The organism is Streptomyces sp. NPDC048590, from assembly GCF_043199535.1.
Lineage (GTDB): Bacteria > Actinomycetota > Actinomycetes > Streptomycetales > Streptomycetaceae > Streptomyces.
The window spans coordinates 54,662-68,900 of the sequence record NZ_JBICWC010000003.1; the positions used below are offsets into that span (position 1 = coordinate 54,662).

Annotated in this window: 13 protein-coding genes; 3 read left to right on the forward strand and 10 right to left on the reverse strand. The window is 71.8% G+C overall.

Features of this window, described 5'->3' with window-relative positions:
* The first annotated feature begins 170 nt into the window (after positions 1 to 170).
* Genes ACGFNN_RS08520 through ACGFNN_RS08530 form a run of 3 tightly spaced genes read left to right on the forward strand, consistent with a single transcriptional unit; the run spans position 171 to position 2,135 of the window.
* The gene (locus tag ACGFNN_RS08520) at positions 171 to 689 is read left to right on the forward strand and encodes a hypothetical protein (RefSeq protein ID WP_393554083.1); all 519 of its coding nucleotides are present in this window, start codon (positions 171 to 173) and stop codon (positions 687 to 689) included.
* Positions 686 to 1,192, forward strand: a complete 507-nt coding sequence (locus ACGFNN_RS08525; protein WP_393554084.1) for a ferritin-like domain-containing protein — start codon at positions 686 to 688, stop codon at positions 1,190 to 1,192. The genes ACGFNN_RS08520 and ACGFNN_RS08525 overlap by 4 nt, the downstream gene beginning before the upstream one ends.
* Positions 1,193 to 1,220: 28 nt before the next feature.
* Positions 1,221 to 2,135 carry an aminoglycoside phosphotransferase family protein gene (locus tag ACGFNN_RS08530; RefSeq protein ID WP_393554086.1) on the forward strand — a complete coding sequence of 305 codons (915 nt, stop codon included), beginning with the start codon at positions 1,221 to 1,223 and terminating at the stop codon, positions 2,133 to 2,135.
* Between the two features lie 68 nt (positions 2,136 to 2,203).
* Here the strand turns inward: ACGFNN_RS08530 and ACGFNN_RS08535 are convergent, their stop codons facing one another.
* From ACGFNN_RS08535 to ACGFNN_RS08580, 10 genes are all read right to left on the reverse strand, one after another.
* Entirely contained in the window at positions 2,204 to 3,907 is a 1,704-nt protein-coding gene (locus tag ACGFNN_RS08535) for a proline--tRNA ligase (RefSeq protein WP_393554088.1), read from the reverse strand.
* 72 nt (positions 3,908 to 3,979) lie between these two features.
* Positions 3,980 to 4,555 (reverse strand): GNAT family N-acetyltransferase, encoded by a 576-nt coding sequence (locus ACGFNN_RS08540; RefSeq protein ID WP_393554090.1) that lies wholly within the window; start codon positions 4,553 to 4,555, stop codon positions 3,980 to 3,982.
* Positions 4,556 to 4,584: 29 nt separating this feature from the next.
* Positions 4,585 to 5,430 carry a GNAT family N-acetyltransferase gene (locus ACGFNN_RS08545; RefSeq protein ID WP_365521320.1) on the reverse strand — a complete coding sequence of 282 codons (846 nt, stop codon included), beginning with the start codon at positions 5,428 to 5,430 and terminating at the stop codon, positions 4,585 to 4,587.
* Positions 5,431 to 5,571: 141 nt separating this feature from the next.
* Entirely contained in the window at positions 5,572 to 6,729 is a 1,158-nt protein-coding gene (ispG, locus tag ACGFNN_RS08550) for a flavodoxin-dependent (E)-4-hydroxy-3-methylbut-2-enyl-diphosphate synthase (protein ID WP_362551428.1), read from the reverse strand.
* Between the two features lie 181 nt (positions 6,730 to 6,910).
* Positions 6,911 to 8,221 carry a site-2 protease family protein gene (locus ACGFNN_RS08555; protein WP_362668354.1) on the reverse strand — a complete coding sequence of 437 codons (1,311 nt, stop codon included), beginning with the start codon at positions 8,219 to 8,221 and terminating at the stop codon, positions 6,911 to 6,913.
* Positions 8,218 to 9,471 (reverse strand): 1-deoxy-D-xylulose-5-phosphate reductoisomerase, encoded by a 1,254-nt coding sequence (gene dxr, locus ACGFNN_RS08560; RefSeq protein ID WP_393554093.1) that lies wholly within the window; start codon positions 9,469 to 9,471, stop codon positions 8,218 to 8,220. The genes ACGFNN_RS08555 and dxr overlap by 4 nt, the downstream gene beginning before the upstream one ends.
* 61 nt (positions 9,472 to 9,532) lie before the next feature.
* On the reverse strand, positions 9,533 to 10,360 hold the full coding sequence (locus ACGFNN_RS08565) for a hypothetical protein (RefSeq protein WP_393554095.1): 828 nt from the start codon (positions 10,358 to 10,360) through the stop codon (positions 9,533 to 9,535).
* Between the two features lie 5 nt (positions 10,361 to 10,365).
* Positions 10,366 to 10,860, reverse strand: a complete 495-nt coding sequence (locus ACGFNN_RS08570; RefSeq protein WP_393554097.1) for a nucleotidyltransferase domain-containing protein — start codon at positions 10,858 to 10,860, stop codon at positions 10,366 to 10,368.
* Positions 10,861 to 10,897: 37 nt separating this feature from the next.
* Positions 10,898 to 12,142: a 3-phosphoshikimate 1-carboxyvinyltransferase gene (gene aroA, locus ACGFNN_RS08575; protein WP_393554099.1), complete on the reverse strand. Its 1,245-nt coding sequence runs from the start codon at positions 12,140 to 12,142 to the stop codon at positions 10,898 to 10,900.
* Between the two features lie 81 nt (positions 12,143 to 12,223).
* Positions 12,224 to 14,170, reverse strand: coding sequence for an acyl-CoA dehydrogenase family protein (locus ACGFNN_RS08580; RefSeq protein WP_393554101.1), 1,947 nt, complete (start codon positions 14,168 to 14,170; stop codon positions 12,224 to 12,226).
* Positions 14,171 to 14,239: the final 69 nt, after the last annotated feature.

Consider the following 14,239-nt stretch of genomic DNA (forward strand, 5'->3'; position numbering starts at 1 on the left):
CGGGTGACTCCTCGGCCGCGTGTGCTGTTGTGGGGAACGTCGTGCGTCAGGTCAAAGGGTATCCGGTCCTCAGGGGTGTTGCCGTCCGCCTCCCGCCCTGCCACGGGTACGCTCACCTCCGGTGATCACTTCAAGTCAGAAACTGTCAGAAACCAGGCTGAAGGAGACAAGTGCGCCGCACGGGGACGACGCGCAGGAGTGCGCTCACCGCTACGGGAGCATTCGCCCTGGGTGCGGTACTGACAGGCTGCGGGGACGGCCCCGAGGGGCCGTCGGCCTCCGGGGGCACGGACGCGCGGGCCGCCTCGCTCCGCGCCGGCAAGGCGCTGCGGGCGGCGGCCGCACGTGACAGCGCCGCCCTGCTCGCACGGTACGACCAGGTCGCGGCCGCCCACCCGGTCGCGGAGGCCGGGATCGCGCCGATGCGGGAGACCGTACGCGAACATCTGAAGGCCCTCGGTGGCGCCGCCCGGGCTTCCGCCGCCTCCCCGGCACCGACCGCCCCGGCCTCCGACCCACGGGCCGCTCTCAGGGAACTGGCGGGCGAGGAGCGCCGGGTGGCCGACGGCCGGGCGGCGGCCCTGCTGACCGCCGACCCCGAGCTGGCCAGGCTGCTGGCCTCGGTCGCCGCCGCCGGCGCGGCTCACGCCTATCTGCTCACCGAACTGGCCAAGGAGACCGCGGCATGACACGACGGGCCCGGACCGCCGACACGGACACCGACTCCGAGGAATCGCTGCGCGCCGCGCAGGCCGCGCTCGCCGCCGAGCACGCCGCGGTCTACGGGTACGGGGTCCTGGGCGGCCGGCTGGACGGCGACCGCCGCTCCGACGCGACGGCGGCGGTCGACGCGCACCGCTCGCGGCGTGACGCGCTGGCACGCACGGTGCGTGACCTGGGCGGTGCGCCGGTTCCCGCCCGCGCGGCGTACGCTCTGCCCTTCGCGGTGCGGGACCCCGCGAGCGCCATACGGCTCGCCGCTCTGGTGGAGGACCGGGTCGCCGGCGTCTACTCCGACCTCGTCCGGGCGGCCGAGGGGCCGTTGCGGAAGGACGCGGCGGGCGCGCTCCGGGAGGCCGCGGTACGCGCGGTGCGCTGGCGCGGCACCGGCGTAGCCTTTCCCGGGCTCGCCGAGAAGGCCGCCCCGCCGGAGAACACGGCGGAGGCCGGCGCCACGGGCGACACGCACTGAGCACACTCTGAAAGGGAACAAGGCACGTATGGGTTTCGAACCGCCGCAGCGTCTGGTGCGAGCGCTCGGCGAGACGTACGGGGACGCGGCCGGCGCCGCGTGGCTCGACCGGCTCCCCGCACTCGCGGACGACGCGCTGTCCACGCTCTCGGTCTCGCTCGACCGGGTGTGCGCCCCGGGCGGACGCACGAGCCTCGTGCTCCTGGTGCACCGGGCGGACGGCACACCCGCGGTAGTGAAGGTCGCTCCGGCGGGTGCCGGACCGGACCTCGAACGGGCGGCGCTCGCGCACTGGGGCGGTTGGGGCGCTGTCGAACTCCTCGCCGCACCGGCGGGCGAGGTCCCCGGTGACGCGCTGCTGCTCGAACGGCTCCACCACGAGGTGTCGCTGCGCTCGCTGCCGGAGGCCAAGGCCCTTCTGGAGGCCGCGGGCACGGTGCGGCGCCTGTGGGTGGAGCCGCCGGCCGGCCACGGCTTCGAGACCGTCGCGGAACGCACCGCCCGGCAGACGGAGCCCATGCGGGCGGCGGCGGAGCGGGACCCGGCGCTCGAACCGCTGGTACGGGCGGCCGTCGAGGCACGGGACGAACTGGTCCGGGAGTCCCCCGAGGACTTCCTGCTGCACGGCAACTTCCGGCAGAGCAAGGTCCTGTCGGGTGAGCGCGCCCCGTGGCTCGCGGTCGGCCCGGAACCGCTGACCGGCGAGCGGGCCTACGACCTGGCGCGCCTCGCGCGGGACCGGGTGGAGGACCTCGTCGCGTCGCCCGGTGGCGCCGCGACGGCCCGTCGCCGGATCAAGAAGCTCGCCGACTCCCTGGAGGTGGACCAGGCCAGGCTGCGCGGCTGGACGCTCTTCCGCGCCGTCGAGTCCGGCACCCGCGCGCTGACGGTGGGCCGTACCCAGGACGGTGAGCTCTCCCTGGAGTTCGCCGGCTGGCTATAGGCAGGCAGGACACGAGGAAGGGCCCCGCGCGGTGCGCGGGGCCCTTCCTCGTGTCCGTGTGCGGGACGTCAGCCCCGCTGGGTCAGGCGGGCGATCGCCTCGTCGACGGTGAGCTCCTCGCGCTCACCGGTGCGGCGGTCCTTCAGCTCCAGGACGCCCTCGGCCGCGCGACGGCCGGCGACCAGGATCTTCGGGACACCGATGAGCTCGGAGTCGGTGAACTTCACCCCGGGGGAGACACCGGCGCGGTCGTCCACGAGGACGCGCAGACCGGCGGCGTTCAGCTTCTCCGAGACGTCGAGGGCGAGCTCGGTCTGCAGCGCCTTGCCGGCGGCGACGACGTGAACGTCGGCCGGGGCGATCTCGCGGGGCCAGCAGAGGCCCTTGTCGTCGGCGGTCTGCTCGGCGAGCGCGGCCACGGCGCGGGAGACGCCGATGCCGTAGGAGCCCATCGTGACGCGGACCGGCTTGCCCTGCTGGCCGAGGACGTCGAGGGAGAAGATGTCGGCGTACTTGCGGCCGAGCTGGAAGATGTGGCCGATCTCGATGGCGCGGTCCACCTGGAGGCCGGTGCCGCACTTCGGGCAGGGGTCGCCCGCCTCGACGACGACGACGTCGAGGTGCTCGTCGACCTCGAAGTCGCGGCCCGCGACGACGTTCTTCGCGTGCTTGCCCTCCTTGTTGGCACCCGTGATCCAGGCGGTGCCGGCGGCGACCCGCGGGTCGGCGATGTAGCGGACCTTCTCCAGGCCCTGCGGGCCGACGTAGCCGCGCACCAGGTCGGGACGGTCCACGAAGTCCTCGGCGGTGACGAGCTCCACGACGGCGGGGGCCAGGTGCTCACCCAGCTTGCCCAGGTCGACCTCGCGGTCGCCGGGCACGCCGACGGCGACGATCTCGCCGTCGACCTTGACCAGGAGGTTCTTCAGCGTGGCGGAGGCCGGGACGCCGAGGTGCGCGGCGAGGGTCTCGATCGTCGGGGTGTCGGGGGTGTCCAGCTCCTCGACGGGGCCGGTCGAGGAGGCGTCGGCGACGGTAGTGACCTTGTAGGTCACGGCCTCCGTGTTCGCGGCGTAGTCGCAGTTGGGGCAGTCGACGAAGGTGTCCTCACCGGCGGGGGCGGGGGCGAGGAACTCCTCGGACGCGGAGCCGCCCATGGCGCCGGAGACCGCGGAGACGATGCGGTGGTCGAGGCCGAGGCGGTCGAAGATCCGGATGTACGCGGCGCGGTGCAGCTGGTAGGCCTCGGCGAGGCCCTCGTCGGTGGTGTCGAAGGAGTAGGAGTCCTTCATCTGGAACTCGCGGCCGCGCAGCACGCCGGCCCGGGGGCGGGCCTCGTCGCGGTACTTGGTCTGGATCTGGTAGAGGATCACGGGCAGGTCCTTGTAGGACGAGCACATGTCCTTGACGACCTGGGTGAAGATCTCCTCGTGGGTGGGGCCGAGGAGGTAGTCGGCGCCCTTGCGGTCCTTCAGCCGGAACAGCAGGTCGCCGTACTCGTCGTACCGTCCGCTCGCCTCGTAGGCGTCCTTGGGCAGCAGCGCGGGGAGCAGGACCTCCTGGCCGCCGATGGCGTCCATCTCCTCGCGGACGACGCGGGTGATGTTCTCCAGCACCTTCTTCCCGAGCGGCAGCCAGGACCAGATGCCGGCCGCGGTGCGGCGTACGTAACCGGCGCGGACGAGGAGCTTGTGGTTGAGCGTCTCGGCGTCCGCCGGGTCGTCGCGCAGTGTCTTGATCATCAATCGGGACATGCGCTGGACCTGGGCCATGGTGAACTCCTGCTCGGAAGGGTGGTGAGCCCGAGGTTAGCCGGGGGGCCCGCGCGGGCGGAAATCCAATTGTCAGCCGCGGCGCAGTGGGAGCGGCGCTCCCATCACCACATAGGGCTTGGGTGCGCTCGGGAAGAGCACCTGGCGGGCGAGGTCCTGGTAGCCGAGGGAGCGGTAGAGACCCCGGGCGGGGCTCTCGGTGTCGATCGCGGAGAGGATCGAGCGAGGCAGGTCGACGGCGTCCGTGATGGCGGTGATGAGACCGCGGCCGAGACCCCGCTGCTGGAAGCCGGGGTGGACGTGGAGTTCGGTGATCACGAAGGAGTCGTCGAGCCAGGAGTCGGTTCCGGTGGCGCGCAGGTAGGGCTCGACGACCGTGGACCACCACTGGGTCCGGGAGTTGGGCAGCCCGTAGACGAAGCCCACGAGCCGGCCGTCGGCGGTGGTGGCGCCCAGGGCCCGGGCCTGCGGGTGTTCGAGGTGGCGCAGCACGATGTGGCGGCGTACGTCGATCTCGTCCTGGCTGAGCCCGAAGGCGAGGGCCTGTACGGCCAGTGCCTCGTCGACGCGGGCGGCGAGGTCGATCGGTCCGACCACGGTGTCGGGGGTCCCGGGGTCCTGGGGGGACGTGGGGGTTGTGGCTGCCATGCGGGAACCCTACGCGCCGTGTCTCCGGGTCAGAACAGCACGCTCATGAACGCGCCCGTCTCACGGAAACCGACGCGGCTGTACGCCTTGCGCGCGGGGGTGTTGTAGTCGTTCACGTACAGGCTGACGACCGGTGCCACGTCCCTCAGCGCGTGCCGCAGGACGGCGGCCATGCCGGTCTCGGACAGGCCCTGTCCCCGTGCTTCGGGGGCGACCCAGACGCCCTGGATCTGGCAGGCGCGGGAGGTGGCCGCGCCGATCTCCGCCTTGAAGAGGACCCTGCCGTCCTCTATCCGCGCGAAGGACCGTCCGGTGCTGATGAGTTCGGCGACTCGGGCCTGGTAGAGCAGGCCGCCGTCGCCTGCCAGCGGGGAGACTCCGACCTCCTCGGTGAACATGGCCACGCAGGCCGGCATCAGGATGTCCATCTCGTCCTTGCGGACGCGGCGTACGAGGGGGTCGGGCGCCACCTCGGCCGAGGGGTGCTCGGTCACCATGAGCGGCTGGTTCGCCCTGACCTCGCGGGCGGGGCCCCAGCTCGGTTCCAGCAGACGCCACAGCTGGGCGGTGGGCCCGGCGGGGCCGACGATGGAGGAGCAGCGCCGGCCCGCCCTGCGGGCGCGGTCGGCGAAGGCCCTGACGGCCTCGGGTGTCGCGCAGATGGGTACGAGGTTGGCCCCGGAGTAGCAGAGCGAGCGGAGCCGGCCGTCGGCGTACCAGCCCCACATCTCACCGCCGAGCCGCCAGGGGTCGAGTCCGGCGACCTGGACGCGGGACGTCACGAAGGCGTTCTCGACGGGGGCGCTCTCAAGGACGGCGAGCGCTGCGGGGAGCTCGCCGGGGTCGAGGACCCGGGTAGTGGTCTGCGTCAACACTGGGGCCTCACCGAACGGTCTGCTGATGTCCGCACTGTACCCAAGTTGACTGTGGGGTGCTTCCCCCGCGGGGGAAGCACCGGGGAGGGCGACATGCCGGTGCCCCGCAGGACGGCGTCCTGCGGGGCACCGGACCGGCGGTCAGCCCGCGATGGAGACCTGCGGCTCGCCCGAGGCGATGCCGTCCTTCTCCATCTGCTCCGCGATCTTCATCGCTTCCTCGATGAGGGTCTCCACGATCTTGGACTCGGGGACGGTCTTGATGACCTCGCCCTTCACGAAGATCTGTCCCTTGCCGTTGCCCGACGCGACGCCGAGGTCGGCCTCACGGGCCTCACCCGGGCCGTTCACGACGCAGCCCATCACCGCGACCCGCAGCGGGACCTCCATGCCCTCGAGGCCCGCGCTGACCTGGTCGGCCAGCTTGTAGACGTCGACCTGGGCGCGTCCGCACGAGGGGCACGACACGATCTCCAGCCGACGCTGCCTGAGGTTCAGCGACTCCAGGATCTGGATGCCGACCTTGACCTCCTCCGCCGGAGGGGCCGACAGCGAGACCCGGATCGTGTCGCCGATGCCCTCGGAGAGCAGGGCGCCGAACGCGACCGCGGACTTGATGGTGCCCTGGAACGCCGGGCCGGCCTCGGTGACGCCGAGGTGCAGCGGGTAGTCGCTCTGGGCGGCCAGCTGGCGGTAGGCGTTCACCATGACGACCGGGTCGTTGTGCTTGACCGAGATCTTGATGTCCCGGAAGCCGTGCTCCTCGAAGAGGGACGCCTCCCAGAGTGCCGACTCGACGAGGGCCTCGGGGGTCGCCTTGCCGTACTTCTTGAGGAGCCGCGCGTCCAGCGATCCGGCGTTCACACCGATGCGGATCGGGGTGCCGGCGTCGCCGGCCGCCTTGGCGATCTCCTTGACCTTGTCGTCGAACTGCTTGATGTTGCCCGGGTTCACCCGGACCGCGGCGCAGCCCGCGTCGATGGCCGCGAACACGTACTTCGGCTGGAAGTGGATGTCGGCGATGACCGGGATCTGCGACTTCTTCGCGATCGTGGCCAGCGCGTCAGCGTCGTCCTGGGTCGGGCAGGCCACTCGCACGATCTGGCAGCCCGAGGCCGTCAGCTCGGCGATCTGCTGAAGCGTCGCGCCGATGTCCGACGTACGTGTCGTCGTCATCGACTGCACCGACACGGGTGCGTTTCCGCCGACCGCCACCGTGCCGACCTGGATCTGTCGGCTGACCCGTCGGTCGGCGAGCTTGGTCGGAACGTCCGGCATTCCGAGAGAAATCGCAGTCATGCGCTGAGCATCCCCAAGGTGTGGATCAGTGTGGATCGAGGTCCCGAGCACGGCGGGCTCCAGGCTCCGAGGTTACGGCACCCGGGCGGCACGGGATGCACCCGTGTCGCCGAACCGCCGGACGGCGGGTGGCCCGGCGACACGCATGGGGCCACCCGCCGTCCGTGGGGTGTGTGGGACATCAGGTGATCTTGACCGGGTTGACGATGTCGGCCACGAGCACCAGCAGGGTGAAGCAGATGAAGATCCCGGCGACCACGTAGGCGACGGGCATGAGCTTGGCCACGTCGAAGGGCCCGGGGTCGGGCCGCCTGAAGACCTTGGCGAGGTTGCGGCGCAGGGACTCCCACAGCGCGCCCGCGATGTGCCCGCCGTCCAGCGGGAGCAGGGGCAGCATGTTGAAGAGGAAGAGCGAGAGGTTGAAGCCGGCCAGCAGGAACAGCATCATCGCGATCTGGTTCTGGGCCGGGACGTCGAGGTTCATCACCTCTCCGCCGATCCGGGCCGCGCCGACCACGCCGACGGGCGAGTCCTCGGCCCGTTCGCCGTCACCGAAGGCGGCGCTCCACAGGTCGGGGATCTTGGAGGGGAGGGCGATGATCGAGTCGACGCCGTTCTCGATCATGTCGCCCATGCGGACGACGGACTCCCCGAAGGAGAGCGGCAGGATCTCGGTCCTCGCGGCGAAGCCGAGGTAGCCGGCGGTGACGTACTTGTCGGGGACGACCTCGCCGTCTGCGTCCTTCTGCGCGACGGCGTTCTTCCTCAGCACGGCGTTCAGGGTCTGTTCCCGGCCGTCGCGCTCGACGGTGATGGTGGCCGGTCCGACGGTCTGCCGGATCCGGTCCGAGAGGGTGGCCCAGTCGTCGATCTTCCGCCCGTCGAAGGCGACGATCCTGTCGCCCTCCTTCAGCCCGGCGGCCTTGGCCGGGGACACCGGGTCGGACGCCTTGCAGGTGTCGCGGTTCTCGCTCTGCGCGATCACGCACTGCTGGACACCGGCGACCTCGGTGGTCTGGGTCTGGAAGCCGAAGGTCATGGCCACGCCCATGAAGATCGCGACGGCCAGGACCAGGTTCATGAAGGGGCCGGCGAACATCACGATCACGCGCTTCCACGGCTTGCGCGTGTAGAAGAGGCGCGTCTCGTCGCCCGGCTCGAGCTCCTCGAACGCGGCCGACCTGGCGTCCTCGATCATCCCGCGCCACGGTGAGGTGGAGCGGGCCTCCAGACGGCCGTCCGGTCCCGGGGGGAACATGCCGATCATGCGGATGTAGCCGCCCGCGGGGATGGCCTTGATGCCGTACTCCGTGTCGCCCTTCTTCCGGGACCAGACCGTCGGCCCGAAGCCGACCATGTACTGCGGGACCCTGATGCCGAAGAGCTTGGCCGTCGAGAGATGGCCGAGTTCGTGCCAGGCGATCGAGAACAGCAGACCCACGGCGAAGATGGCGATCCCGAGGACCGTCATCAGGATCGTCGTCATGCTCATACGTGCGCCTCCGCTGTCGCTGCCGCCGAGAGTTCGCGGGCCCTGGACCGGGCCCAGGCCTCCGCTTCGAGGACGTCCGCGACCGTCAGTGAAGTTCCCGCGGCGGGGGTGCCGTGTTCGTCCACCACCGCCGTGACCGTGTCCATGATGCCGTTGAAGGGCAGCCGGCCCGACAGGAACGCGTCCACGCACTCCTCGTTCGCCGCGTTGAAGACCGCGGGGGCCGTGCCGCCGAGGGTGCCCACGTGCCGGGCGAGCCCGACCGAGGGGAAGGCCTCGGTGTCGAGGGGGAAGAACTCCCAGCTGGAGGCCTTGGTCCAGTCGAAGGCGGGGGCCGCGTCCGGGACGCGCTCGGGCCAGCCGAGGCCGATGGCGATCGGGCCCCGCATGTCGGGCGGGGTGGCCTGGGCGAGGGTGGAGCCGTCGGTGAACTCCACCATCGAGTGCACGTACGACTGGGGGTGGACCACGACCTCGATGCGGTCGAAGGGGATGTCGTAGAGCAGGTGCGCCTCGATGACCTCCAGCCCCTTGTTGACCAGCGTCGCGGAGTTGACCGTGATGACCGGTCCCATCGCCCAGGTCGGGTGCGCCAGGGCCTGCTCGCGTGTCACCCCGGCCAGCTCGGCGCGGGTGCGGCCGCGGAAGGGGCCGCCGGACGCGGTCACCACGAGCTTGCCGACGTCGGACCGCTTGCCCGCGGCGAGGGCCTGGAAGAGCGCGGCGTGCTCGGAGTCGACCGGGATGATCTGTCCGGGGGCGGCCAGCTCCTTCACCAGGGGGCCGCCGACGATCAGCGACTCCTTGTTGGCCAGGGCGAGGGTACGGCCCGCCTTCAGCGCGGCGAGGGTCGGAGCGAGGCCGATCGACCCGGTGATGCCGTTCAGCACGGTGTGGCAGTCGCTCGCGGCCAGCTCGGCCGCCGCGTCGGGGCCCGCCAGGATCTCGGGAAGCGTCTCGCCGGCGCCGTAGACCTCGCCCAGGGCCTCGCGGAGCGCCGGTACGGCGCTCGCGTCGGCGACCGCGACCGTGCGCACTCGCAGCCGGCCGGCCTGTTCGGCGAGGAGCCGGACCCTGCCGCCCGCGGCGGAGAGCGCGGTGACGCGGAAGCGGCCGGGATTGCGCAGGACCAGGTCGATGGCCTGGGTGCCGATGGACCCGGTGGAGCCGAGGATCACCAGATCGCGGCGGCCTTCCGCCGCGTCGAAGAGACGGTGCGGATCGGCGAGGGGTGAGGGGCTGTCGCTCATGACCCCCATTGTTGCCGCATCCGCTGTGCGCACCGACAGGGCGCCCCCGTAGGTGCGTCCCTCAGGCCCTCCCGGCACGGAATTTCTTCCACTGGGCGGCCATGACGTCCTCCGGAACCCCGCCGATGTCCTTGGTGCCCAGGATCTCCGCGCGGAACGCGAGGGTCGTGGTGCCGGACCGCAGGACCGTGAGGTATTCGTACAGCTTCAGCTTCCCCTTCACGTCGAGGATGGTGAAGCGGTAGGCCTTCGCCTCGTCGGCCTCGGCCGCGAAGCCGGGCAGCGGTGCCGGTTCCGCCTTCTCGTAGGCGGCTCGTGCGACGGCCCTCTCCTCGGTGAAGCCGCCCGCGCACGCGCGGCCCGCCCGGTCCAGGGAGGCCATGACCTCGGCCGCCTCGTCGCCGGCGTAGGAGCGCAGGGTGATGTCGACGGTCACGCCGAGCATCTCCCCGGGCTCGTCGGCCTTGCGCTGCACCTGGGCCGCGGGGGCGTGGCCGCTGACGTCGCCGGCGAGGCTGACGAGCGGCTGGCAGACGGCCGGGTCCGCGGTGTAGGCGTCCGCGAGCGGTCCGTCCAGGGCGTACTCGGAGGCGCTGAGATCCCCGGCCCGCTCCCCGTCGGTGAGGGCGACGGCGGTGAGCTGGGCCTTGGTGAGCGCCCCGGCCGACGCCGACGGCGAGGGCGTGGCGGCGGGCTCCTTGGCCGCCTTGTCCGTGTTCTGACCGTCCCCGTCGCCGCACCCGGTGAGAACGGCCAGGGCGAGAGCCGCCCCCGCTGCCGCCGTGGCACCTCGCCGGTGTCCCGCCCCGTACACCCCGAACATCCCTGCCCCGTTCTCCCGTCGGCGCGCCGGGGTCGGTGTCCCGGTCGCGGCTCGATTCTGCGGCATGCGGGTCAGAGACGGGTGTCGATCCCGAACTTCTCTCCCAGCCGCCGCATGTCGGCCACATCGCGCTCGGCCGGTTCGTAGCCCTGGTGGAAGAGGAACTGCTGCTCGGCGGAGATGCAGCGCACCGTCGTCGTGCCGATGGTGCCGGTGACGAAGCAGGCGGCCGGGTAGTGGAAGGGCTCAGCGGGGTCGAAGGACGCCTGGACGGCGGAGCCGTCGGGGGCGACGTCCAGGGGGTGGAGGTCGATCTCCGCCCCGGCGGGGCGGCTGAGCACGAAGCGGACGGGGCGCTGGTCCAGGGTCTCGGTGTATCCGGCCGCCACGAGGGCGGCGACGACGGTACGCTCCTGCTCACCGACGTGCAGCAGGTCGAGGTCGCGGTGCGGGCGGGTCTCCTCGCCGAGCAGTGCGTCGACGCCCCAGCCGCCGGCGATCACCACGTCGGTGTCCGCGTCGCGGAGCAGGGCGAGGACGGACAGTACGTCGTCCCGGGTCATCATCCCGGTGACCGTAGTCCGCCTCCGCCCCGGCCGCAGCTCATTTCCGCGCGGCGTTCCTCGCCACGAACGCGGCGAACTCCTCGTGGAACCGGGGGAAGGTCTTGCGTACGCAGCCGGGGTCGTCGTAGGTGAGGCCGGGCGTGCGGAGCCCGGCGACGGCGAACGACATGACGATGCGGTGGTCGCCGTGGGTGGCGATCTCGGTGGGGCGCGGGGTCCCGGGGTGGATCTCGATCCAGTCGGGTCCGGTGTGCACGGTGACGCCCATGCGGCGGAGGTTCTCCGCGCAGGCCTCCAGCCGGTCGCACTCCTTCACCCGGGTGTTGGCGACGTCCTCGATGCGTACGGGCGAGGTGGCGAACGGGGCGATCGCGGCGAGGGTCGGCATGGTGTCGGAGATGTCGCGCATGTTGACGGTCAGGCCGCGGAGCCGCCCCGAGGAGCGGACCGTCGTGGAGTCCGAGGTGGTGCGGACCTCGGCGCCCATGCGCCCGAGCACGTCGGTGAAGCGGAGGTCGCCCTGGAGGGCGTCGGCGCCCAGGCCGGGGACGGTGACCTCACCGCCGGTGAGCGCGGCCGCGGCAAAGAAGTAGCTCGCGGTGGAGGCGTCGGGTTCGACGGCGTACGTGGTGGCTCGGTAGCCGCCGGGCGGCACGCTGAAGGTGTTCCCCTCGCGCCCGACCGTGACGCCGAAGGCGCGCATCATGGCGAGGGTGATCTCGATGTACGGCGCCGAGACGAGTTCGGTGACCTGGATCCGCAGACCCTCGGCGGTCAGCGGACCGAGCATCAGCAGCGCGGTGAGGTACTGCGACGACTCCCCCGCGTCGAGGGTGAGTTCGCCGCCCTTGACGCCCGACGCCTCGATGGTGAGCGGGTGGTGTCCTTCGGCGCCCTCGTGACGCAGGTCGACGCCGAGGGTGCGCAGGGCCTCGGTGAGCGGGGCGAGGGGCCGGCGGCGCATCTGGGCGGAGGCGTCGAACCGGTACGTCCCGCTCGCCGCGGCCGCGGCGAGCGTCGGGAGGAACCGCGCGGTGGTGGCGCCGTCGCGGCAGTGGACCTCGGCGTCGGTGGCGGCAGGTCCCGCGGGACGGCCGTCGATGTGCCATCGGTCCGGCTCGCGCCTGACGCCGTATCCGAGGCGGGTCAGACCCTCGGTGAACCCCTCGGTGTCGTCCGAGTCGAGGGGACGCAGGAGGGTGGTGGTGCCGTCCGCCGCGGCGGCGAGGAACAGGGCGCGGGCGGTGACGGACTTGGAGCCGGGGATGTGGATGACGGTCACGGTCGTCCATCTTGCCCTGCGGCGGGTGTGCCCCGCGGAACGGGTCCAGGCGGTGGACGCGTCCCGCGGGGCGTGCCGGGCTCAGCGGACGGAGCGGTGGACGTCGTCCGCGGACGTCGGGCCGGGGGTGGCGTCGGCGATCCAGGGGCCGTCGCCGCTGGGGTCGAGGACGCCCTCCTCCAGCCAGGTGTAGGTGCCGGACAGGACTCCGTCGACGACGCGCCTGTCGATGTCGTCGGTGTTGGACCAGAGCCGGCCGAAGAGCTCCTCCACCCGGATGCGGGACTGCCGGCAGAAGGCGTCGGCGAGCTGGTAGGCCTCGCGCCCGTGGTCGTCGTCGGCCCGCAGGTGTTCGGCGCGGACGCAGGCGGCGCTCATCGCGAAGAGCTCGGCACCGATGTCGACGATCCTGCCGAGGAAGCCCTGCTTGGTCTCCATGCGGCCCTGCCAGCGGGACATCGCGTAGAAGGTGGAGCGGGCCAGCTTGCGGGCGGCACGCTCGACGTACCGCAGGTGCGCGGAGAGGTCGGGGTGCCCGGGTACCCGGAACTCGCTGTACGAGTTCGGCAGCTGGCCCGGTCCGCTGACCAGCTTCGGGAGCCAGCGAGCGTAGAAGCCGGCGGCGTTGACGCCCGCCCTCGCCTTGTCGGACAGCTGCTTGTCGGGGTCGATGATGTCGCCGGCGACCTTGAGGTGGGCGTCGACGGCCTCACGGGCGATCAGCAGGTGCATGATCTCCGTGGACCCCTCGAAGATCCGGTTGATCCGCATGTCACGGAGCATCTGCTCGGCCGGGACGGCCCGTTCGCCGCGGGCGGCGAGCGAGGCGGCGGTCTCGAAGCCGCGGCCGCCGCGGATCTGGACGAGCTCGTCGGAGATCAGCCAGCCCATCTCGGAGCCGTACAGCTTGGCGAGCGCCGCCTCGATGCGGATGTCGTTGCGGCTCTCGTCGGCCATCTGGGACGAGAGATCGACGACGGCTTCGAGGGCGAAGGTGGTGGCGGCGATGAAGGAGATCTTCGCGCCGACCGCCTCGTGGCGGGCGACCGCCCTCCCCCACTGCTCGCGCACCGCCGACCACTCGCGGGCGATCTTGAGGGACCACTTCCCGACGCCCACGCACATGGCGGGCAGCGAGAGGCGCCCGGTGTTGAGGGTGGTGAGGGCGATCTTGAGACCGGCGCCCTCGGGGCCGATGCGGTTGGCCGCGGGGACCCGGACCTGGTGGAAGCGGGTGACGCCGTTCTCGATGCCGCGCAGGCCCATGAAGGCGTTGCGGTGCTCGACGGTGATGCCCGGGGAGTCCGCCTCGACGACGAAGGCGGTGATCCCGCCCTTGTGGCCCTCGGACTCGGGGACCCGGGCCATGACGACGAGCAGGTCGGCGACGACACCGTTGGTCGTCCAGAGCTTCACGCCGTCCAGTACGTAGTCGTCGCCCTCCGGGACGGCCGTGGTGGCGAGCCGGGCCGGGTCGGAGCCCACGTCCGGTTCGGTCAGCAGGAAGGCGGAGATGTCGGTCCGGGCGAGCCGGGGCAGGAAGGCGTCCTTCTGCTCCTGGGTGCCGAACATCTTCAGCGGCTGCGGTACGCCGATGGACTGGTGGGCGGAGAGCAGCGCGCCGATCGAGGGGTTGGCCGAACCGGCCAGTGCCAGGGCCTTGTTGTAGTAGACCTGGGTCAGGCCGAGACCGCCGTACTTGGTCTCGATCTTCATGCCGAGGGCGCCGAGCTCCTTGAGGCCGTCGATGACCTCGTCGGGGATGCGGGCCTCGCGCTCGATGAGGGCGCCGTCCACCTTGGTCTCGCAGAACTCACGCAGCCGGGCGAGGAAGGCCTCGCCGCGCCGTACGTCGTCTGGGGCGGGCTGGGGGTGGGGGTGGATCAGGTCCAGCCGGAAGCGTCCGAGGAAGAGTTCCTTGGCGAAGCTGGGCTTGCGCCAGTCCTGTTCACGGGCGGCCTCGGCCACCTGCCGTGCTTCGCGCTCGGTGACTTTGGGGGCCTGGGGGGTGTCGGATGGGGCGGACATGAGGAGCTCACCTCGCCGCGAGTCGGGATATGGGTGGGGCCGTACGCGTGCCGATCGGTGTCACTTGTC